Below are 22063 nucleotides of genomic sequence, written 5' to 3' on the forward strand. Positions count from 1 at the left end.
TACACAGTTATGTACACAACATGAGCAAGTTTTACACTTTTACTAATAAAAGTGTTACATAATTGTGAAATCATCTTCCCAGATTGCAATTTTTTAATAAAAATATTATGTGCATCTTTGTAATAACACAACCAAAACCCTAATTCATAATGAAAAAATCCTCTTGCTCAGTGGCAAGGGTTTACTTAACCTTTAAAAAAACATAGATGTCCGAGCCTATACAAATCCAACCCAATATCCATTGTGAGCCTTGCAAAGAATGCGGTGCACGCCCGGTAATTGAACAAAGCCGCAAAGGTTTTTTGGTTACCTGCCCTACAAATAAGAGGCATTATGCAACTGCTCCAGGTATGGTAAATATTGATGAATGGAATAGGTTTAACAAAAAATCACCTGTGCTTACAGGCCCTTCTTATAAAAGCAAAGCCTCATAAAACTATTCCCAAAAAGGAATACATTTTTTATTTTTGGGTATTTAATCAATAAAGCCTGCTTATGAGGATACAATGGGTTTAATTGTATTCATGTTATGCATATTTTAGATACTAAAAATGAACATTCAAAAAAAAGGCATAGCCGAACATTTTGCCCTAACTGCCAAACTAACACGGGGCAAAGGATCCGGAGGCCGTTACTGTTAAAGTTATTAACATTTTGGCTGCCGGTTAAAAGGTACTTTTGTTACAACTGTAACAAAAAGTACCTGGTAATTGAAAGGTAACAAAACCATCTAATAATAAGGCTATTGCCTGGGTATCTCATTTAACAAACAAAACAATTTTATCTTCCAAAAAGCGGCGCTGTTTGTTTACTTCCTGATTTGCGGTATTCCACATAGCTTTTTTTGATGTAGCTAACCATATCATAATCGCTCATCTTTTTCACCTTTTTAATATCGGGGTGGTATTGGTTCATAAAATTTTGCAGCGAATCACCTTTGAGGTTAGTTAAGGAACTCACTTTTTCCGGCGAAAAAAATCTGTCGACATAATCATCTTCTTCATCCTTCAGCAAAATCTTTTGGAGCTTTGATTGTGGTGCTTTGTTTTTACCCAGCATGTCAATTACTGAAAGCAGGTTGATGCTTAAAATAGTTGCAGTGCTTTTATCTGCATTTATGTGATTACTGGGTTTACCAAAATCAAGATCAGATGGATGTGCTATAAAAGCATCTTTTATGGTTGAGCCACGATAGGCAAAAACAGAGGCAAACTCCCTCCGGTTGCGTAATGAATCGGCTTTAGCATTGCGCCTGGCCCTGATCTTCACTTCACTTAAAACAGTTGCAGCCGGTTCAATGTAACATCTTAAAGTATCAAATTTTAAAAAACTAACTATTAGCCTGAATGGCTTATACCCTATGCTGCTGATCCTTAACGTATCGCCGGGTTTTACGTTGACTAATACAAATTTCCCTTCCGAATTACTTATACTTTTTGAAGCAGGTGTGTTGATAAAAGCGTTTGCTACCGGCAAATAGGTAGCTTTATCAATCACTATTCCTTTAATACGCTGGGCAAACAGGTTCATTGACAGGAGCATCAATATTACTGTTGAGGTAAGTTTCAATGTTTTCATGACGGGTTCAGTTAACAGGTAAAGTAGGTTAACTAAATATACGTATAAATTATTAACCCGTATGCTTTTAACATTTATTAACAATAACCCGGGGTATCTCCTACTAATTGTAAGCGATAACTCCTCTGAAAAACTGGATCCCGCCAAAAACTATCGCCCCCCAAAATATGAAACCGATATGTGCCAGGGTTAAAATCAAGCCCCCCGCACACCATAATGCCCCGTAAAGCATATCTTTTTTTGCGCGTGCTTTCCGTGCCTCGTTAATCTGCAGATCAAGCTGTTCTACTATATAGTCGGCGTTTCCCTCATCAAGGCCGCGTTCCAGCAATGCTGTTTTAACTTCGTAAGTGTTTTTTCCGCCAATGAAAAGATTGGTGGCATATTGATACATCTCGTTAATATCAACCGACTGGGCGTTTTGGGTGTTCTCTGTCATGATAAGGAGGGTTAAGGTTAAGCTTTTTGTTTGCCCTTGATTTTTACGGGCAAAACAAAGTTATTTATTATTGTACCAAATAACAAAGATGATATTGAGAAAAATCCAAAGCCTAATGAATGAAAGTGAGCCTTTTACAATGTGAAGTAAATAAAAACAGATAACACCAATAGATTTTCACTGCCGGGGATATTTTCCCGGAAAAAGCCGAATCTTATAATTAAGAACCGGGTTGCGCGTCTGAAAATAGTTATTAAACTACTAACTATTTTCTTTATAACACGCGGTAAAAATTATATTTTTAGAAAAATCTTACACAATGTTTATTGCCTTCGGAACACGCTTTTGCGGTAAAATAGCCAGCGTTAATAACCAATGGATCGAATCAAAATTCTTTTCAATTATGTTTATTCCCATTTTTCCTGTGGGTTCAATGTTTGTGACCGGCTCAGAATTCAGGAAGCGCAAAGGATTTCAGATTGCAGTTAACGGAAAAAGTGTGATAGCTGTATATGGAAGAATACTTAGCCTGATGTTTGCAGGGTGGTTTTTATTTATGGCTTACGATTACTTCACGGGCTACATGGCAAGCCAAATGGGAAATGCGATAACATACCTGATACCAGGGCTTATATTTAGTGCATTGTGCATATATTTTTATTTTCACTATGGCAAGGCCAAGCCCAATGATATTTTATTAAGAAATAAAATGGGGCGTCTTACCGGATATTATGCATTACCTAATTGGTTTGACTATGGCGATTTGAGAAATATGCTGGGCTCATTCGAATCGGAATATAAACAAAAATACCCCGACGGTAACTGGAAAGCAGATTTGCAAAGCGATAAAGTTGAACCAAACAAGCACATGTTGCTTTTTGGCCTTGCTTTATTTAACTGTATGGTGTTTGACTCCCCTGAAAATGATCAGTTATATTTTCGGGCAGATCAACTATATGTATTAAAGCCTGAAGGTATTTAATTTAAAAATCTCAAATAGTTACAGATAATGAGCCGATAGATATTAATCCGGTTCATTTGAAACAGGACTTCATTTGATACAGTAAATTCCGAAGACAATTGCAAAAAAACAGCACATTATAATAAAACCGCTAAATTGAAACAATAACCAAAAGCTATTCAGGCAGCAGATCACTCACTGCTTCAAAGATCATTTTGTTTACTATAACTTAAACATTTTACCATCACCTACAACATCGCTGAACTTTGTAACCACAGGCAACTGGGCTGTAAGGGCGAATATTATCAAAACGAGGAGAAGGAGGAATAAAAAACCTCGGTTCTAAGTCAGAATCGAGGCTTATGTTTTCTAAGTGATGGCTTCAGGATCCAACCCCATTCTTAATTTGATATGGTTGCTGATTTGGCTGCAAATTTGGTTGCCAGCGTGGTGTCTGCATGAGAGATTGCGTTATAAGTGGTATAGGTAAATGTGATGATATCGCCGTCATTGATCGTGGTATTATCAATGCCGGTATTTGACGCCGTTCCATTCACGATGAAATCCCAGAAAAAATAAGGTGCATAGGTCGAAAGAAACGAATCATAGGTGCCATTGATCATTTCCACAAGATAGCCAAGCTGGCTTCCGTAATACTGTAATACATAGGTGAAGCTCTTTTGCGGTGAAAGGGCATTATAGGCCGCTTCAATTGCTGTTTGCCCGTTCATGCCTTGTTGCCAGGGAACCTGTACACTCGGCCCTCCTGTAATTGTAATTGTTACCATGCTGAGATTGTTTTAGGTTGTTTAAAGTTAGGGATTTATAACTGGTAAAAACCTTTTTTTTGAACCCTTTAATCACTGATTGCACATTTATCCCCAAAAAGGGATAGTTTGTATATGATCGTTATGAGAACAAGCTTATTTAATTACATAGCATTTCTTTTTATATTTATCAGTTGATACAAATACATAAAGCCGTACACTCCATATTATTGAATAAGGCTAAAAAGGCAGCTATGTTAAATTGATACAAATAATAAAATGCTGTTAAAAAGCTCTTTTTTTAAACTTTTAATATTAAGTCTATTTTTATTTTCGGGTGTATATGCCGATACTCCATACCAGGTAGTTTACCTGAAAAACTACAACACGCCCGATGGTTTGCTCAGTTCGCGGGTAAACTATTTAATGCAGGATAGCAGGGGCTTTATCTGGATTGCCACAGATAAAGGCGTAAGCCGGTTTGATGGTCAGCATTTTAAAAATTTCACCTCGGTCGACGGACTGGAAAGTAACGAGTGCTTCCGGATAGCAGAGGACAATTACCACCGGATCTTTTTTTACTGTAATAATTACCGGTTTTGTTACTACGAAAACGGGCTTATCCATAAACTCGATCAGCAGCAAAAAATATGGGTGTTGCCTTTTAGCAATTTCTTTTTTAACCGCTATAATGAGCTTTGTGTAAATTATGCCCTCAGTACCAAAGTTTATCGTTTTCCGCAATTAAGATCAAGACCGCATGCCCTGCAAAATTTAGTTGGGTATACTTACGGGCCAAACGGAGAAGAGTTTCTATTATCTGAAAATGACCTTAACATACTCGAAAAAGAACTTTCTGGCGGGCAGTTAAGCTATGTGACAGCCAAAAACAACACCAAACCTTACAGGCTGGCTTTACAGCAAAATCATTTGTTATTGATAACCAAGGAGTGGGTACAGGTTTATCAGTTAAAAAAAGGCGGGATCAGTCCTCTTAATAAAGTCCGCTTTGCAGGCAATGTTACCTCAGTTTATCCCACCGGTAAAAATACTGTTGCCGTTACAACTGTAAAACAGGGTACATACATTATTAACTATCTTACCGGCGAACGGAAAAATTATCTTAATAATAACATCACTACTGCCACGGTTATTGACCGGGAAAATAATATATGGTTTGGCAGTTATGATAAAGGCTTCTTTTTAAGTACCGACCCCGAGGTAAAGGTCATTAACAAAGAAAGCGGACTGGCCAATGAGGATGTTTTAAAATTGGGCATCGCGGGTGGCTACCTGTTTACGGGGCATATTTTAAGTGTACTTAATTACATGAAACTTGGTGCAAGCCCAAACCCCTTAATAGGCAGCTTAACTATAAAGCAGGACAGATCTGATTTTAACCGGATAACGAGCCTGGCCACGATTCGGGGAGACTCCCTGGCTATTGGTACAGATAATGGCATATTTGGGTTAGATGTATCCAATAACAACCCAGCATCGTGGCAGGCAAAAAAAAGTTTTTATGGCCCCATAAAAGGAATCATAAGTTGGCCTGATACCGTGGGTTTTATTTCGCACACTTCTGTGGGTATACTTTCACACCACCTTAGGGATTTAGTAGGGTTTAGGTTTGAATCGATCCGCATGACCTCCATCGCACGGTACAAAAACCAGCTACTAATAGGCTCGCTTTATGGTCTGTACCGGTTTTCCCCCCTAATCCCTATGATTGACCAAGGCAAGTTTAAACAGGAACGCATCCTGGCCGACAAAGGTATAGATGTTGTTAAATGCCTGGCATCAAATAACAAGGCATTAGCCATAGGTACCGAAGCTAAAGGCGTGTTTTTGTGGGTCGACAAAAAGATTGTTCAATTTAATGCACCCGCCATATCTTCTGGTGATATCCGCAAACTGATCTGGACAGATGCCAATACATTATGGGCCTGTACCGCCAATGGTGTAAGCATTATCAGCTTTAGTAATAATTATCAAAATTACCGGGTTAGTTTGCTCAATACCAGTAACGGACTCCCGTCTGACAACGTTGCGGATGTTATTCGGAACGATCATGATTATTATATAGCCACAGACCAGGGTATAGCTGTTACTCAAAATTTAGGCAACACCAACCTGCCCAGGCCGGTACTGATTAACGACGGAACAACCGAAAACCAAAGCAGTTTTACTTACGGCCAGCCTATTGTATTTAACTGTGTAGCCCTATCCTACAAAAGCATGGGTAAAATACAATACCGGTTCAGGCTTAAGGGGGTCGACAAAAATTGGAGCGTAGCGCCGTCCGGCGAGAAACGGTTTGACCTGCTGCCTCCCGGAAACTATGAGTTAGAAGCGGTGGCTGCCGACCGCTTTAACCAGTTGAGCCCATCTCTTATTTTTAAATTTGCCGTTATGCCTTTATGGTACCAGCAACTATGGTTGCAGGTTGTGGCTGTTTTAAGCGCTATAATCATAGTTTTTTTGCTGGTACGAAAATATTATCAGTCCATCATCGGATTGCAAAAAAAGGACTATGAAAACGCGCTTGCCCTGCAACGTGAACGCCAGCGTATCAGCAGTGAGGTGCATGATGATTTGGGGGCAAGTATCTCGGGTATTAAGCTGCGAACCGAACTATTAAGCCGAAAGGTGAACGATCAGCCTGCTTTTAAGGAAATAGACGCCATTCATGAAGCTATTACGGATATATCTACCCAGATGAGGTTAATTATCTGGAGCCTTGATGCCGAAAACGATGAGGTGAGCAATCTTGCCCATTTTATTCATAAGCAGGCAATTAAGCTATTTGAATTTAGTGATATCCGCCTTAACAAAAGTACTTCGGTTGGTGAAACGGCTATTACTATTAACGGCGAAAAAAGGCGGCAAATATATTTGTTGGTTAAGGAGGGCTTAAATAACATCATCAAGCATTCTGACGCTCGAAACGCATTTCTAAGCATCAGCCTTTATAAAAAAAAGTTGCATATCACTATTCATGATGACGGCAAAGGTTTTGACCTGGATACCCGTAAACTCGAAACCATGGGCATCCGTAATATTTATGCACGTGCAAAAAGATTAAATGCCGAATTGAAAATTGACACAACACCAGGTAAAGGCACGGCCATCAGTTTTAAACTGAACCTTTAATGAAGCAATGTACGAGGTTGGCTAAATTTTATCGTTTCATATTTATTAAACAATACAACACAAAGCCATACACTCCGTATAATTGTATATTGTTCAACGAGGCAGTGATGTTAATTGATGTAGATGATAAAAATGCCGTTAAAAAGCTCCTTTTTAAAACTTTTAATACTAACTCAGTTTTTATTCCTGCGCACGTACGCCAGCATTCCTTATCAGATAGTTTACCTGAAAAACTACGGCGCAACTGATGGCCTGCTCAGCTCAAGGGTTAATTATCTAATGCAGGACAGCAAAGGCTTTATCTGGATCGCTACTGATAAAGGCGTAAGCCGGTTTGATGGTCAGCATTTTAAAAATTTCACCTCGGCTGATGGACTGGAAAGTAATGAGTGTTTCCGGATAGCAGAGGACAATTACCACCGGATCTTTTTTTACTGTAATAATTACCGGTTTTGTTACTATGAAAACGGGCTTATCCATAAACTTGATCAGCAACAAAAAATATGGGTGTTGCCTTTTAGCAATTTCTTTTTTAACCGCTATAATGAACTTTGTGTAAATTATGCCCTCAGTACCAAAGTTTATCATTTTTCGCAATTAAGATCAAGACCGCATGCCCTGCAAAATTTAATTGGATATACTTACGGGCCGGACGGAGAAGAGCTTATCTTATCTGAAAATGACCTCAACATACTCGAAAAAGAGCTTGCGAGCGGGAATTTAAGCTATGTGACAGCCAAAAACAACACCAAACCTTACAGGCTGGCTTTACAGCAAAATCATTTGTTATTGATAACCAAGGAGTGGGTACAGGTTTATCAGATAGAAAAAAGCGGGATCAGTCCTCTTAATAAAGTCCGCTTTGCAGGTAACGTTACCTCAGTTTATCCAACCGGTAAAAATACTGTTGCTGTTACAACGGTAAAACAGGGTACATACATCATTAACTACCTTACCGGCGAACGGAAAAATTATCTTAATAATAACATCACTACTGCTACGGTTATTGACCGGGAAAATAATTTATGGTTTGGTAGTTACGACAAAGGCTTTTTTTTAAGTACCAACCCCGAAGTAAAAGTCATTAACAAAGAAAGTGGGCTGGCCAATGAGGACGTTTTAAAGCTGGGCATTGCGGGTGGCTATCTGTTTACCGGGCATATTTTAAGTGTACTTAATTACATTAAACTTGGTGTAAACCCCAGCCCCCCAATAGGCAGCATATCTATAAAGCAGGATAGGTCTGATTTTAACCGGATAACCAGCCTGGTCACAATTCCGGGCAACAGGCTTATGATCGGTACCGATAATGGCATATTTGGATTAGATGTTTCCAATAATAACCCATTATCGTGGCACCCTGTAAAGTGTTTTTTTGGCCCTATAAAGGGAATTGCCCAACAGTCTGATAGCTTGTGCTTTATTTCGCAAAATTCAGTTCTTACAATGTCAAATGAGTTTAAGAATCTGCAGGGTTATGCATTTGAAAATTTACGCCTAACATCTCTTGCCTGGTATAAAAACACCATACTGATAGGGTCACTTTACGGCTTATATAAATTTACACCTAACGGTAAAACCAGTGGCTATTATACCAAAATATTGCCCGACAAACGGATAGACGTTGTTAAATGCCTGGCATCAAATAACGAGGCATGCGCGATAGGCACCGAAGCTAAAGGCGTGTTTTTATGGGTCGACAAAAAGATTATTCAATTTAACTCGCCTACCATATCTTCTGGCGATATCCGCAAATTGATCTGGACAGATGCCAATACATTATGGGCCTGTACTGCAAATGGTGTAAGCATTATCAGCTTTAGTAATAACTATCAGAATTACCGGGTTAGTTTGCTCAATACCAGTAACGGGCTCCCGTCAGACAACGTTGCGGATGCTGTTCGGAACGGCCATGATTACTATATAGCCACAGACCAGGGAATAGCTGTTACTCAAAATTTAGGGAACGCCAACCTGCCGAGGCCGGTAATAATTAACGATGGAATATCCGGAAACCAAAACAGCTTTACTTACGGCCAGCCTGTTGTATTTAACTGTGTAGCCTTATCCTACAAAAGCATGGGTAAAATACAATACCGGTTCAGGCTTAAGGGGGTCGACAAAAATTGGAGCGCAGCGCCGTCCGGCGAAAAACGGTTTGACCTGCTGCCTCCCGGAAACTATGAGTTAGAAGCGGTGGCTGCCGACCGCTTTAACCAGTTGAGTTCGTCGCTTATTTTTAAGTTTGCCGTTATGCCGTTATGGTATCAGCAACTATGGTTGCAGGTTATGGCTGTTTTAAGCGCTATAGTCATAGTTTTTTTGCTGGTACGAAAATATTACCAGTCTATCATCGGATTGCAAAAAAAGGACTATGAAAACGCGCTTGCCCTGCAACGCGAACGCCAGCGTATCAGCAGTGAGGTGCATGATGATTTGGGGGCAAGTATATCGGGTATTAAGCTGCGAACCGAACTATTAAGCCGGAAAGTGGCCGATCAGCCTGCTTTTAAAGAAATAGACGCCATTCATGAAGCTATTACAGACATATCTACCCAGATGAGGTTAATTATCTGGAGTCTTGATTCCGAAAACGACGAGGTAAGTAACCTGGCTAATTTTATTCATAAACAAGCCATTAAAATATTTGATTTCAGCAATATCCACCTTCATGAAAGTACTTCGGTTGGCGAAACTGCAATTACCATCAATGGCGAAAAAAGGCGACAGGTATACCTCCTTGTGAAAGAAGCTTTAAATAATATTGTCAAACATTCGGAGGCGCAAAACGCGTTTCTGGAAATCAGCCTTTATAAAAACCGGCTGTATATCAGTATCCGTGATGACGGCCGGGGTTTTGACCCTGATCTTCGCAAATATGAAACCATGGGTATCCGTAATATTTATGCACGTGCAAAAAGATTGAATGCCGAATTGAAAATTGATACAGCACCTGGCAAAGGCACATCCATCAGTCTTAAACTGAACCTTTAAACTACCCCATAATAGGTATAAAGAAAGCCGGGATAATTTAAGAAATTAGCATTTTATATTTACCGCAAGCATGCTCCAGATAATTTTGTTAGAGGATAATTTACATTACCGGCGCGGACTGGAACAGATTATTCATGATATGAGCGGCGTAAGTTTGATGGGATCATATACTAATGCCGAAGCCGTATTAAAAAAGATAAACCAGCTTAAACCGGATGTATTTATAGTTGATATAAACCTTGAAGGCATGTCGGGCATTGAATTTATACGACGGGCTAAGCCATTGCTACCCAATACCGAGTTTTTAGTATGTACCATAAACGACGATAATACCAATATTTTTGAATCGTTGAAGAGCGGTGCAACAGGTTATATGCTCAAAGAATCATCGGCCGATGAGATCAGAAATGCAATTACTGAAATTGCAGCAGGCGGCTCGCCCATGAGCGCCTACATCTCGCGCAGGGTGATAGCATCATTTAATACTGCTGCAGCAAAACCCGCCACCATTGCCACCGAAAACCTGACAGAACGTGAGGTAGAAGTACTTAACCATTTGGCGCGCGGCCTGCAGTACAAAGAAATTGCCGATCGCCTTGAAATTACTACAGGTACCGTAAAAAAACACATTCGCAATACCTATATCAAGCTGCAGGTACAAAATAAAGTAGAAGCGATTAATAAATTCCGAGCAATTTGATATACCACTTTTTCAGTATTGCAGGGGTTGAAGGTTAAAGCTAATTTAGCGATATAAAATAACTAAAGGGTTATATTAAAATAACTTACCTGTTAGTGATTTTAAAACCTAAACCTTATCATTTATAAATTCGCTGATTCCCGGTTGCGTTTAGTACTTATTGTATTTAAACGCCCTGGAGTCATTGAAGTCGATTCCATACATCCCTGATTTATATCAGGAACCGGAGTTGAAGCGCCAAATGCAGCAAAGCCTGCCTCACTGTAAATTTGTGATTTTTCTAATTAAAACTTCCTTAATTAAAGATTAAATATGCATATTTGATCATCTGAGGCTTACCTAAGTCTCAATGTGATAAGGTTTAGGTAAAAGTCCCGGCGGCGAGCGCTTTGGGGCTTTTTTTACAATAACAATAGAAATTATCGCTATCCGGCATATATCCTGTCTGTTTTCTTTACAGCAAGGCTACACAGCATCGGGCGGAGAAGCCCGGGCATGAAAATTAAATGCCTGATAGTAAGGGCAACCCAATACCCGCTTACCTGTGTGATTTAGCGGAGCGAACGGATGGCCATTGAATGTTTGTTACAATCAGGCTTTCATAATATTGATGCATGCTTATAAATACCAAAAGTATGAATGGCTAAACATGCTTTGCCCGAAGTAACCCGTAATCTTACCCTTGATGCCGTTACCGACTTAAATTTAACAAGCCATTTATAGTTCAAATGGGTGTAAGACGTATTGGTGGATAGTCTTTCATCCAGCATTGTTTTCATCAGATGATGCGTTTGTAATAATAAGGTGTGATTATGATTCTTGTTTAAATTTATAAATCAGCCCATCCGATTTAAATATCTTATTTATACCCTGTTATATCCCATAGGCACTTTCAACGCGGAGCCATTAGTGCTCCGCGTGGCAAAAACGTTATTACAGATATTTCATGGATGTTGACGGATTTAATTCACGGTGCTGAAAATTCCGGTGCTGAGGCATTGTTATTGACTAAAGTTATTCCGCCTTTTTCTGCCACCATATTGGTGTGGTCAGAAAACTGAAGGATAACTTTTGCATTAAACTTCCAGGTATCGTGACCTGCTCCGCCATGTGTTTCCTGGTGAATATTTACAACAAAGTGTTTGCATGCCGATTTGGCCATTCCTACACCATCACACTGCAGTTCAAACTGGTGGTCTGAGTCGTCCTTGTATTGGGTGCCGTCTGAAGGGCCGCAGTCGGCATTTGATACATGAGCAATTTGCGTTTGTCCGTCGGCAGTCTTGACGTCAACAAAGATGCAGGTGTCGTGGTCTTTATCGTCATTGTTTGTATGGGTCACAAAAATGACCTTTAACAAAATCGGCTCGTCCTTTTTTAAGCTGAAAGACGGTAATAAGATCATCGCAATCGCAGCAGTAGTAACTGAGGCGAGTTGAAGTTTTAAATAATTTTTCATTTTGATTTAATATTTTGATACAAATGTTGGCATAAGTGTATGTTTCCTTTACCGGTAATCACGAAGAGGGCGCAGGGTATTTTTACGGTATTACTAAGGGTATAAAACAGTTGTCAGTACTGTTATAAATGAGGACTTTAGCAAAAAAAACACACACAATGGCGACACAAGAATTATCCAACACGAATTGGAAAACAAGCGTAAGAAAGCTTGCAACAGACGATCCCTCGTCATACGAGGATATGATAATTTATGAACAAGTTTTTTGTATAACCATGCCGGGTTATGATGCCAAACCCATAGGGCGTCCTATTACCGCTAACCTTGCAGTAAATTTTATCCACAATCTGGTCGATGCCTGTAATACGGCGATCGGGCCGGATAATATCGACAGTCTTGATCTTGATGGTCTTAAAGAAAGGTATAACGCAGCGAAGGATTTTATTGTAGAGCTGCGTGATATGTATTACGGCGTTACCGTAGACAAGAATTTTATCTTAAAATTGTTAAGCCAGCCACAGTGCGAAGGCCTGAGAGGATACCTGTGCTATAAAAATGAAAAAGATGAATCCCATTTCTCTATGGTCGTGGTAGGTGTCGATGCTAATGGATATGATCTGAATTACAAAACTCCGCAGGTAAAATATACAGAGCCTGCCAAACCCAATTCAGAAAGTGACACAGATAATGGCGATGAAAATCAAAAGCTGGCAATCACCGAAGAAATCCCCCCTTCATCAGTTGAGCCGACCGACAGTATATTGCCTGCGATGAATGGCATACCGGCTGTTGAAAATGTAACCATGAATTCTTTAACCGGAGAGTATATGAGTCCGCCGTATCAAAAAAAATTAGAAAAGGAAACGGCGGATAACCTGCAGGATTGTTTTGTTTTATTGAATATTGCTAAAGGGGTTAAGCCATATTAGATGTTCGGCCGGTTTGTGGGAGGTGGTTATTACTATTGATGAATATTTATCTTATATTTATCGTTAGACAACCACCCTCCTCACAAATGTTTACGATCGTTGACCTATTTTATTATGGCCTCCTTTTAACAGGGGCAATGCTGTCTTATTACTGGTTTGGCAAAGGCGATAAAAGCGCTGTTTATCTGTTGGTTTTGTTTGCCGCGACACTTTTGTTTGAGTTGTTGATGAAGTGGATAAACAAAGTTTCAGGGTTCAAATTCTTGTATGATATATTTAGTGCTACAGAATATACATTATTCTGCATGTATTATTGGTCGGCAAAAGGGGTGAACAAGATCAGGCACTGGGTAAAATTATCAGTCATACTCTTTGTCATTGTTAGTTTGGGTTGCGCCTGGCTGGTATTTCATAACGAAATTCAGAACAGGCCGTTCATCACCAGAAATATAGAAATTGAAAGTACGCTGCTCATAATTGTTTATGCCCATTTATTATTCATTATAGATGACGATATCCCCCTGCCGATTTACCAGCACCCTGATTTCTGGGTAGGCGTAGGCGTTTTAATATTTAACAGCGGTGTATTTGTCATACTGGTATTTTACCCGATGATTTTAACCATCAGTAAAACACAGGCAACGCAATCGTACGCTTATTTTCTCGGTCCACTGAATTTAATTCAATATGTGTGCATAAACATTAGATTTATATGTCTACACCACAACAAGAGATTATTAATTCAATAGGTCTGATCAGTGTTTTCTTTATACTATTGGTGTCTATAGTCATCATTACGGCGGTTTTGTACCATAACCGCAAGCGTATGCACAAAATTGATCTGGCCAGCTTTGAAAACTTGCTCCTGCGGTCTCAATATGAGGTCCAGGAACATACTATGCAAACTATAGGTGCAGACCTTCATGATAACATCGGGCAATTGTTAAGCCTGATTTCACTTACACTTTCAACCGTAGAGATCAGCAAAACGGAAAAGGCACAGGAAAAGATAGGTACCGCTTTAGACCTCACCAACCGCTCCATAAAAGATATGAGGCAGTTAGGTAAATTATTACAGGGAGATCAACTCATATCAGCAGGATTGAACGAGGCAATACTATATCAGATAGCCTGGCTGGAAAGAACCGGTAAATTTGACGTTCAATATTTGAAAGGAGATTTACCCGACATACCTAACCAGGATAAAGATCTGATCATATTCAGGATTTTGCAGGAAGCGATCAATAATATTGTTAAACATGCAAAAGCGAAAACAATTGTCATCATGTTAGATTATTTGCAAAATTCAATTAAGCTGTCTGTGACAGATGATGGTAAAGGTTTCAATTTTGAAATTAACAACTTGGCTTCTGCCGGGATGGGATTAAAAAATATCGTTAAAAGAGCCGCTGCCATCCGCGCCGAATTAAAAATTGATTCATCGCCGGGAGCGGGCACAAAAATCACATTGTATATTCCATATCCATGAACACTACCATAAAAATTGCCATTGTTGATGATCATACGCTTTTCAGAAAGGGATTGATTTCCCTGATGAAAGAATTCGATGAGCTACAGGTGGTTTTTGAAGCAGAAAACGGCTTGCAAATGCAGGAATACATACTTAATAAAAAACTGCCCCAGGTAATATTAATGGATATCAATATGCCCGAAATGGACGGGTATGAAGCAACTAAGTGGTTAAAACAAAATTACGCTCAAATAAATATCCTGGCGTTGAGCATGCTGGAGGAAGATGAAGCTGTAATAGGCATGTTAAAATGCGGTGCCGGGGGGTATGTGGTAAAAGAAACAAAACCAGCAGATTTACTGGAAGCCATAAAAATAATTTATCAGAAAGGAACTTATGTTAACGACCTGGTTTCAGGAAAGCTGCTGAAAAGCCTCGCAAGCCCGCTTAAACAAAACATTTTCACCACCAAAGAATTGGAGTTTATGCGCTTATGTTGCTCAGAGCTTACGTATAAGGAAATGGCAGATGTGATGTCAATTAGCCCCCGTACAATAGATAATTACCGTGAATCATTGTTTATAAAGCTGAATATTAAATCACGTACGGGAATTGTTTTGTATGCTATTCAGAAACAAATTTTTAAAATTTAAAAGTACCGATGATTTCTTCAGCCCCATCATGACTTCACCTATTGGCTAACTCAATGGAAAAAAAGCAGATCTCCGCTAAGAAACCCCTTCATTTTATTTTTCAACAATATTATTTGATCTGGCTGGATAAAATCAAAGTCAATTACAATAACGGTCAGAATACCACTTAATTCAGACATCAAGGATTTTGCACCGCTGTTCGTTAACTTATGTGGCATCCCAACTGTAATGCTCATTCCAACCGCATTGATAATGTTAAAGACCAGATGTACAAATAATAATAATTATAAGAACTGAAATCACATATAATAAGTTACTTAAACGTATAATCTGCTTAACCTCAATCCGGCCAAATTTTGAATAACCTTTGACAGATTTTCCATTTCTAACATACAATCGCGATTACGATTTAGCCATTCTCTTAATAACACAACAGACTGATAATCATTTTTTTAATTTAAAAAAACTTATGAAAACATATATATTTTTTTTAAATTAAAAAAAAATTATATCTCATTCTCAGTTACTCATCAATATTGATCTTAATTTGATTGTAATGAAAGCAATTAGCCAAAAATCAGTGATATTTTATTTATTTTTTATTGGATTTCCGTTGCTTACAAGCGCACAAGAAATCAAAGCAGATAAGTCAATAAAATTAGCAATTGAACAATCTCAGCAAGGGCAACTTGACTCATCCATAGAAAATTGCAACAGAGCTTTAATTTTTTATCCGGGAAGCGCACGGGGCTACTACGTTAGAGGTAGCGCCTATCAACTCAAAGCGAACTATGATCAGGCTATCATTGACTATAATAAGGCCATTGAACTTGACTCCGTATATTTAGACGCTTATTTCAATCGCGGGAACGCATATAAGATCAAAGCGAACTACGATCAAGCTATCATTGATTATAATAAGGTTATTAAAATGGCCCCTACATATGTAGACGCTTACAACAATCGGGGCAGTGTTTATAAAGCCATCGGCAGTTACGATCAGGCTATCATTGATTATAATAAAGCCATACAACTGGATCCTAAGTACGCAATTGCATATTACAACCGGGCCAACGCGTATGATGAGAAAGGAAACAATGATAAGGCGATCATTGATTGCAACAAGGCCATCGAATTAGATCCGAAATATGTAAATGCTTATGTCATAAGGGCGCATGCCTACCTTAACAAAGGAAATTACGAACAAGCTGTAATTGATTATACTAACGCCTTAAGGATAGCCCCTTTGAACGAATATGCACTATTAAATATATTGGTGCCTCTCATCCGTTTAAACAGGTTCGGAGAAGCCAACGATTATTATCAAAAATACAGGACGAACCAAGTAAAAGGTTTTATAGAGGGCACAGGGTGGGAATATTATAAGTATTATTTAAATGCGGCCACAATTTATCTGAAAGACGATGATTATCCACGGGCTTTAGTTGAACTTGAAACAGGAGAAACGGCTTATAATATTAATACTTTAAAAAACAACATCAACAAAGAGTCTAAAACAAGCTATGCGAATTTTTTAGCACTAAAAGGTTATACCCTGTTTAAGCTTAACAAACTCCAGGAGGCCCTGGTTGCTTATAGCCAAGCATTGGTTATCAAGCCAAATCAACCAGAAGTAAGCAAGGCTATTAGAAATATAGTTGAAATTCAAGACACAAGCGTTAAACGAACTATTGAACCGAGAAATAATCAAGCCTCATCACAGCACTCGTTTTTTGACGACAGCAATACTCCTCCTAAATTTTTTGCCATATTAATAGCAGAGGAAAATTACAAAGATCAATCCATAAAAAGGCTTTACCAACCAGTTAATGATGCACTCAAACTAAAACAAGTATTAGAGACATACTATTCATTTTCTTCCTCAAATATAGATACCATTTTTAACCGGAGAAAAGAGGATATACTTTCAGCCATTGCCAATAGATGCAATACTCTTAAAGAAACTGACAATCTGCTCATTTTCTATTCTGGCCATGGTACGTTCAAAAAGAATCCCCGTGGTGAAAATCGCGGTTTTTTGATTCCATCATCTGCTGAGAATGCAAATATATTTACTTACATAAACAGCGACGATATAACGTTAGCTTTAGGATTGGGAAATGTGAAGCATATACTTATCATTGTTGACGCTTGTTTTGGCGGCGCCCTGTTTAGAGACTTGCCAAGCGATGCTCCGCGGGACATTAAAAATATCTATAAAGATCCCAGCCGCCGTATAATGTCCAGCGGTAATCTGGAACCCGTACCCGATAAAAGCGTATTTTTATATTATGTGATAAAGAGATTGAAAGAAAATAAAGAAGAATATCTTACCGGAGAAGGACTTTTTCACAGCCTTATAAAGGCGGTACAAAACGGGTCGGACAATGTACCACAATATAACTCTATAAAAAACTCGGGGGATGAAGGAGGAGATTTTGTCTTTATTAAAAATCAAGCAACAAATGAAATTTCAAACAGGTAGGAAGCCCTATGAAAAATTTAAGCTTATCAATACTTTATGTTCTTGGAGGTACTCAGCAAAATTAGTATCGCCAAAAACCATAAAAGTTCAGGTAGTACCATCATAATGGGCAAAAAAAATTAGATGGGCTTTTAAACTACTTGTGGGTAACAATCAGCATTAATTTATATTTAGTGATTTACATTTTGACGTAATAATTCACAACGATCAATTGTTATCGAATCAGATTGACGGAACTAAAAAGGATGACATTATCAGATGACATAACCGATCAGAATCTCAGCCATTTGGCCATCAAATCACCTTCGGCTTCGTCCATTTATGAAACTTTTATGGAAAATTTTCAAAATTCAGACTGACATAAAACGATACCATACCAATCTGAAAATTGCGGTATGTCCAAAAACCAGCTTATCGATTTTATGTGCATACAAAAGCATGCATTATCATGTTTTTGCACATATTATGGTTCTGCCGATAAAACAAAAGCGCCCCAATAATAAGGATCGGGATAGGTAAGGCGAATATCCTGCTGAGCGTGGCGTAAGGCAATGTGTAAGTTTTCACCTTTTAACCAATTTCTGTAAAAGCATGTCATTAATTTCTGTGTAACCTGATCATTTACCCGCCACATACTATAAAGGACTGCGCCAGCGCCAGCGGTTCTGAAAGCTCTTTGTAGACTATATGTACCCTCACCGTTTCTGATCAAGTCGCCCTGTCCGGTTTCACAAGCCGAAAGCACTACCAAGGCCGTTTGTCGCAAGTCAAGGTTTTCTGCTTCAAAGCCGGTAAGAATGCCATCTTCCGATTTCTCGTCCACCGTTAATGGTGGCGTTTGGTTGAGGGTAACACTCGCTCCGGCGAATAAAAGTCCGGTATATAACATCGGATTGACTTCAATAATAATGGCTCGACTAAACGGGTATTACCCAACTGCTGTTCCGCCCTTGCCAGATAATAAGCGGAAGTTGCATAATTTAAATGATCCTGACCATATAGCTTGCCGGCTGCAGACAATGCTTGCTGCCCAAGTTTTTCCGCGTCACGGTAATGTCCAGATTTGAATGAGTCTACGAATTGGTCAGTAAGCTCGTCCCAGGATTGCGCCCGTACCTGTGTATTGCCAAAGAGGCTAAAGCCAACTATTATGCTCAGAAAATGCCATTTCATGCGCTGCATATTTGATGTTTTCAAAAAAACTCATCTCTAATAGCCCTGACAAGCGTAATTACAGGTTTTCCCCAGCTACCAAATCCTAAAATCAAAATCAATATTTTCTTCCCGTATCGTAGGTACCTGAATCCCTCCTGATAAATCCTTGACAGTTTTTAAGACAAAGGGTATCAGTTCAGAAACATACAAGCCATCTCCATTGAGATCTGTTTCTTTGATATTCTCCAACGAGTGCAATACAGCATAGGTAAAAAGGCCGTTTTGCCATTTATCTTTTTCATAGGATACATCGACACCACTGGATGAGGATATCACAACCGTTCCGGTTCTTCTTCTTAAATCCAAAAATGATTCCTTGATTAATTCAAAGGTGCTTTGCTTGTCCAGTTTTAAAGCATTATGTGGAATAATTGGTTTCGCATCGCTAACACTTAAGGATTTTGCTGAATCACTTTTCGCAAGGATAGCTCTTACCTCCTCCTTATCAACCTCTCCTGAATAGCAAGCGTCTATCAACAACATTTTTTTATAAGAAGGAATATCGTCCAGAAGGCTTTCCATCTCTTTAAAACTAACTGCGGTGGCTGCTACACTGTCAAGGTTAATTGTATTGGTGGCAAAATAAAAGTCCCGACCGGCATCTATAAGCCCGTGTCCCGAATAGCTTAATATAACGACATCGTCCGGCCTGGCTTTCGAAAACAAATTCTTTATTTTAAGAATGTTAGTCCTATTAGCAAGGGTATTAGTTAGTGTATCCGAATAAATTTTGCCAAAAAGCGTTGAAGTCCGGAATTTACGTACAATATCTCTGGCATCCTTATCAGCATATTTGAGTTTAGAATCAGGGTAATTTTTGTATTTAGATACGCCTATTGAAACGATGTACAGATCTGGTTTTCGCTTGACGACAGGAGTGTAGATTATCGATATCGATTTTATTAGCGATTCCTTTTCTGATTGATTAAATGCCGAAACTTCAATCAGGTTCTTTCCCTCTGCAAGAGGCACATTGAACCAACCATTGAAGCTTAAACCCGAAACCTCTTTGTTTTTTTCAAGAGCTGTATGATATACAGGTACGCCGTTTACCCAAATATTAACTTTTTTAAGGTTTTCATTGGCACTTGTGGCTTTCACGTTTAAACTGACAATGGGTTTATCAGTGATGTCTGGTATAGCGTCGATATTGGCAATATCTAAACTTGGTACGCTAAAACTAACTAAATTATCACCAGGCTTCAGACCCATTGTTCTGAACCGTTTTTCCACCAGTTGACTATAGAACAAAACCAGGCTGTCAGAAGATAAGCCAATATTTTTCATGACAAGATCCGGTCGGTTTAATTCCAGGTCAAACTGTTGAAACCGGTATATTTGTTTGTTTTTCCGAAAGCTAACTACCCGGGAAGCATATTTGGAAGAATAATAGTAGTTGTCCGGAGTAATCCAAAACCAGTCCGCCGAATCGATGGCGAAATAAGATACAAGCGTTTTCCCGGATGAACTGTCCCATATCCGTATCGAATTATCATCGGCGGTTGTAGCAATAAGCTTGTTGTTGTTTGACGGCGAAATAAATAAAATTTTTCCCTGATGCCCTTTATAGCTCATAACTGCTCCGGATTCCATATCCTTTTTTATAAAGAGCGGCCCGTCGCGGGAAATAAATATTGAATGGCCGTCCTTAGAGATCACTTCCCGATGGGATAATCCACCATTTCTAAATAATTCGATCAACGTACGTGCTTCCGGGTCCCAATTTCTAACATCAACCTTTGGGAATTTCTGCTCATCAAGTGGTACATCGTGAGGATAGTACCACACCCTCTTTTTGCCCGCTATATCAACAACGTCAAGCATACTGGCAGTTGCGTATAGTACCTGTTTGTTATCCGTTGAAAAATAAACCCTATTACTGGCATCGGTTATTGCTTTAAAAGTGGCGATTACCGACCAGATAGACCGGTCAATGATCACAACTTCCCCTGACATCAACCCAACGATCATCAATTTACCATCTGATGAAAAAGCTGTTGACGAAACGACGCCATCCATCTCGAGCTCCTTAACGGTGTTCAGGTTAGAAAGGTCCACGACAGATAAAAAATTCTTCGATAAGCCTCCATGGCCGAATATCAAATAATGATTATCCGGAGAAAAGTTTAGGTAGCCCACAAAATCACTGTAAATAGCCCTAAAACCGGTGATATTCGAAAGATCAATGATCCTGATCTCCCTTCGGTTAACTACGGTAGCCAGCATTTGATTGTCCGGTGAAAAACGGAGCTCCCGAAACGAGGAAAACCTGTTTCTGAATTCCTTTACCGATTCTCCTGATTCAAGGTCCATTATTTTGGCATCGGTTGCCCCATATAAGGTCTCCGTACCTTTTACAGGTACCAGCACGCGTTTCCTATCTGCTGAATAGGCGATGTCATTTAAGTTTTCGTTGTCAAGAACGATCTTACTATTCCCGTTATTGACATTTATTTTTTGGACATTTTGACCATTGGCTACCATGATCGAGTTACCGTCGGGCGTAAAAACAATCGATTTATCCCACGTCGCAGTCCCCTTAAATGAGTTTATTAATCGACCTGAACTGACTTCGCATAGATAAATCGTACCGCCCTCATCAGCGAAAATGACCTTGCTGTCGTCATTTGAGAAGCAAACAGATGATATCTTCCTATCAGTTAATTTAAACTCTTTAACAACAGTACTCGAATTAGAGTTGAATAAACGCACAACCCCATCATTCCAGCCGGCGATAAATCTGCTGCCGTCTTTTGAAAACTTCAAGCACCTTATTAAACCCGGCTGCTCATATTTTCTCAACAGCTTACCTGACGCAATATCCCAAAGGCTTGGGGCTCCACAACCAACAAGCGCTGTTTTGGAATCAGCTGAAATGTCGATAGTATAACAATAGGCCCCGCTAAAGGCTTTCAGTTCCATTACTTGCTGGCCGGTGGCCACGTCCCAAACATAAACATTCAATAACCCTGAAAGCAGGTATTTGCTGTCGGGGGTAAAACACAATGAGCCTACACCTACCCCATCTAAAGTATTTTCGCCCAAAGTAAACAGCAGGCTGGCTTCGCGTGCGTCCCATACTTTTATATAGCCATCGTTGGCCCCTGTGGCAAAATACCTGCCATTATTTGATAGGGCCAATCTTTGGATGGCATACTTATGGCTCACGGGCAACAGCAATTCAATCTGGTCTGTAGTCTGGGCTACCGTAAAATCTGAACAGAGAAAAAACAGCAGGATGCTTAATGTTATTTTCACT

17 protein-coding genes are annotated in these 22063 nt (G+C 39.3%); 10 read left to right on the plus strand and 7 right to left on the minus strand.

Going from position 1 to position 22063, the window contains the following annotated elements; translation table 11 throughout:
• The first annotated feature begins 206 nt into the window (after positions 1-206).
• Positions 207-434 carry a hypothetical protein gene (locus tag ACFFGT_RS12945; protein WP_377022959.1) on the plus strand — a complete coding sequence of 76 codons (228 nt, stop codon included), beginning with the start codon at positions 207-209 and terminating at the stop codon, positions 432-434.
• A 346-nt stretch (positions 435-780) separates the two neighbouring features.
• Here the strand turns inward: ACFFGT_RS12945 and ACFFGT_RS12950 are convergent, their stop codons facing one another.
• Positions 781-1578, minus strand: a complete 798-nt coding sequence (locus ACFFGT_RS12950) for a carboxypeptidase-like regulatory domain-containing protein (protein ID WP_377022960.1) — start codon at positions 1576-1578, stop codon at positions 781-783.
• Between the two features lie 103 nt (positions 1579-1681).
• On the minus strand, positions 1682-2017 hold the full coding sequence (locus tag ACFFGT_RS12955) for a hypothetical protein (RefSeq protein ID WP_377022961.1): 336 nt from the start codon (positions 2015-2017) through the stop codon (positions 1682-1684).
• Between the two features lie 403 nt (positions 2018-2420).
• Here ACFFGT_RS12955 and ACFFGT_RS12960 point away from each other — a divergent pair, with 403 nt between their 5' ends.
• The gene (locus ACFFGT_RS12960) at positions 2421-2999 is read left to right on the plus strand and encodes a hypothetical protein (RefSeq protein WP_377022962.1); all 579 of its coding nucleotides are present in this window, start codon (positions 2421-2423) and stop codon (positions 2997-2999) included.
• Positions 3000-3379: 380 nt separating this feature from the next.
• Here the strand turns inward: ACFFGT_RS12960 and ACFFGT_RS12965 are convergent, their stop codons facing one another.
• Positions 3380-3766 carry a DUF4430 domain-containing protein gene (locus ACFFGT_RS12965; RefSeq protein ID WP_377022963.1) on the minus strand — a complete coding sequence of 129 codons (387 nt, stop codon included), beginning with the start codon at positions 3764-3766 and terminating at the stop codon, positions 3380-3382.
• 258 nt (positions 3767-4024) lie between these two features.
• Between ACFFGT_RS12965 and ACFFGT_RS12970 the strand changes: the two genes are divergently transcribed.
• The 3 genes from ACFFGT_RS12970 to ACFFGT_RS12980 all read left to right on the plus strand — a co-directional run bounded on the left by ACFFGT_RS12970 (position 4025) and on the right by ACFFGT_RS12980 (position 10592).
• Complete coding sequence (locus ACFFGT_RS12970) at positions 4025-6898, plus strand: sensor histidine kinase (RefSeq protein WP_377022964.1); 2874 nt, start codon at positions 4025-4027, stop codon at positions 6896-6898.
• 132 nt (positions 6899-7030) lie between these two features.
• Positions 7031-9892, plus strand: a complete 2862-nt coding sequence (locus tag ACFFGT_RS12975; protein WP_377022965.1) for a sensor histidine kinase — start codon at positions 7031-7033, stop codon at positions 9890-9892.
• A gap of 70 nt (positions 9893-9962) precedes the next feature.
• Complete coding sequence (locus ACFFGT_RS12980; RefSeq protein WP_377022966.1) at positions 9963-10592, plus strand: response regulator; 630 nt, start codon at positions 9963-9965, stop codon at positions 10590-10592.
• 967 nt (positions 10593-11559) lie between these two features.
• Here the strand turns inward: ACFFGT_RS12980 and ACFFGT_RS12985 are convergent.
• Positions 11560-12051 carry a hypothetical protein gene (locus ACFFGT_RS12985; RefSeq protein ID WP_377022967.1) on the minus strand — a complete coding sequence of 164 codons (492 nt, stop codon included), beginning with the start codon at positions 12049-12051 and terminating at the stop codon, positions 11560-11562.
• Positions 12052-12179: 128 nt separating this feature from the next.
• Here ACFFGT_RS12985 and ACFFGT_RS12990 point away from each other — a divergent pair, with 128 nt between their 5' ends.
• The 5 genes from ACFFGT_RS12990 (at position 12180) to ACFFGT_RS13010 (ending at position 17589) form a co-directional block, all read left to right on the plus strand.
• Complete coding sequence (locus ACFFGT_RS12990) at positions 12180-12980, plus strand: hypothetical protein (protein ID WP_377022968.1); 801 nt, start codon at positions 12180-12182, stop codon at positions 12978-12980.
• 137 nt (positions 12981-13117) lie between these two features.
• Positions 13118-13729: a hypothetical protein gene (locus ACFFGT_RS12995; RefSeq protein ID WP_377022969.1), complete on the plus strand. Its 612-nt coding sequence runs from the start codon at positions 13118-13120 to the stop codon at positions 13727-13729.
• Positions 13693-14469 (plus strand): sensor histidine kinase, encoded by a 777-nt coding sequence (locus tag ACFFGT_RS13000; RefSeq protein ID WP_377022970.1) that lies wholly within the window; start codon positions 13693-13695, stop codon positions 14467-14469. Before ACFFGT_RS12995 ends, ACFFGT_RS13000 begins: the two co-directional genes overlap by 37 nt.
• A complete protein-coding gene (locus ACFFGT_RS13005; protein ID WP_377022971.1) occupies positions 14466-15104 on the plus strand; it encodes a response regulator in 639 nt (212 codons plus the stop codon). The genes ACFFGT_RS13000 and ACFFGT_RS13005 overlap by 4 nt, the downstream gene beginning before the upstream one ends.
• Before the next feature lie 556 nt (positions 15105-15660).
• Complete coding sequence (locus tag ACFFGT_RS13010) at positions 15661-17589, plus strand: tetratricopeptide repeat protein (protein WP_377022972.1); 1929 nt, start codon at positions 15661-15663, stop codon at positions 17587-17589.
• A 463-nt stretch (positions 17590-18052) separates the two neighbouring features.
• Here the strand turns inward: ACFFGT_RS13010 and ACFFGT_RS13015 are convergent, their stop codons facing one another.
• Genes ACFFGT_RS13015 through ACFFGT_RS13025 form a run of 3 tightly spaced genes read right to left on the minus strand, consistent with a single transcriptional unit; the run spans position 18053 to position 22062 of the window.
• Entirely contained in the window at positions 18053-18412 is a 360-nt protein-coding gene (locus ACFFGT_RS13015) for a CHAT domain-containing protein (protein WP_512700657.1), read from the minus strand.
• 2 nt (positions 18413-18414) lie between these two features.
• A complete protein-coding gene (locus ACFFGT_RS13020) occupies positions 18415-18786 on the minus strand; it encodes a tetratricopeptide repeat protein (RefSeq protein WP_377022974.1) in 372 nt (123 codons plus the stop codon).
• 51 nt (positions 18787-18837) lie between these two features.
• The gene (locus ACFFGT_RS13025; protein WP_377022975.1) at positions 18838-22062 is read right to left on the minus strand and encodes a WD40 domain-containing protein; all 3225 of its coding nucleotides are present in this window, start codon (positions 22060-22062) and stop codon (positions 18838-18840) included.
• Between the last annotated feature and the right edge of the window lies 1 nt (position 22063).

It is taken from the genome of Mucilaginibacter angelicae (genome assembly GCF_042434235.1).
Taxonomy (GTDB): domain Bacteria; phylum Bacteroidota; class Bacteroidia; order Sphingobacteriales; family Sphingobacteriaceae; genus Mucilaginibacter; species Mucilaginibacter angelicae.

Coding starts and splice junctions, on each gene's coding strand:
- ACFFGT_RS12945 (WP_377022959.1), top strand. CDS start 207: ATGTCCGAGCCTATACAAATCCAACCCAATATCCATTGTGAGCCTTGC.
- ACFFGT_RS12950 (WP_377022960.1), bottom strand. CDS start 1,578: ATGAAAACATTGAAACTTACCTCAACAGTAATATTGATGCTCCTGTCA.
- ACFFGT_RS12955 (WP_377022961.1), bottom strand. CDS start 2,017: ATGACAGAGAACACCCAAAACGCCCAGTCGGTTGATATTAACGAGATG.
- ACFFGT_RS12960 (WP_377022962.1), top strand. CDS start 2,421: ATGTTTATTCCCATTTTTCCTGTGGGTTCAATGTTTGTGACCGGCTCA.
- ACFFGT_RS12965 (WP_377022963.1), bottom strand. CDS start 3,766: ATGGTAACAATTACAATTACAGGAGGGCCGAGTGTACAGGTTCCCTGG.
- ACFFGT_RS12970 (WP_377022964.1), top strand. CDS start 4,025: ATGCTGTTAAAAAGCTCTTTTTTTAAACTTTTAATATTAAGTCTATTT.
- ACFFGT_RS12975 (WP_377022965.1), top strand. CDS start 7,031: ATGCCGTTAAAAAGCTCCTTTTTAAAACTTTTAATACTAACTCAGTTT.
- ACFFGT_RS12980 (WP_377022966.1), top strand. CDS start 9,963: ATGCTCCAGATAATTTTGTTAGAGGATAATTTACATTACCGGCGCGGA.
- ACFFGT_RS12985 (WP_377022967.1), bottom strand. CDS start 12,051: ATGAAAAATTATTTAAAACTTCAACTCGCCTCAGTTACTACTGCTGCG.
- ACFFGT_RS12990 (WP_377022968.1), top strand. CDS start 12,180: ATGAGGACTTTAGCAAAAAAAACACACACAATGGCGACACAAGAATTA.
- ACFFGT_RS12995 (WP_377022969.1), top strand. CDS start 13,118: ATGCTGTCTTATTACTGGTTTGGCAAAGGCGATAAAAGCGCTGTTTAT.
- ACFFGT_RS13000 (WP_377022970.1), top strand. CDS start 13,693: ATGTCTACACCACAACAAGAGATTATTAATTCAATAGGTCTGATCAGT.
- ACFFGT_RS13005 (WP_377022971.1), top strand. CDS start 14,466: ATGAACACTACCATAAAAATTGCCATTGTTGATGATCATACGCTTTTC.
- ACFFGT_RS13010 (WP_377022972.1), top strand. CDS start 15,661: ATGAAAGCAATTAGCCAAAAATCAGTGATATTTTATTTATTTTTTATT.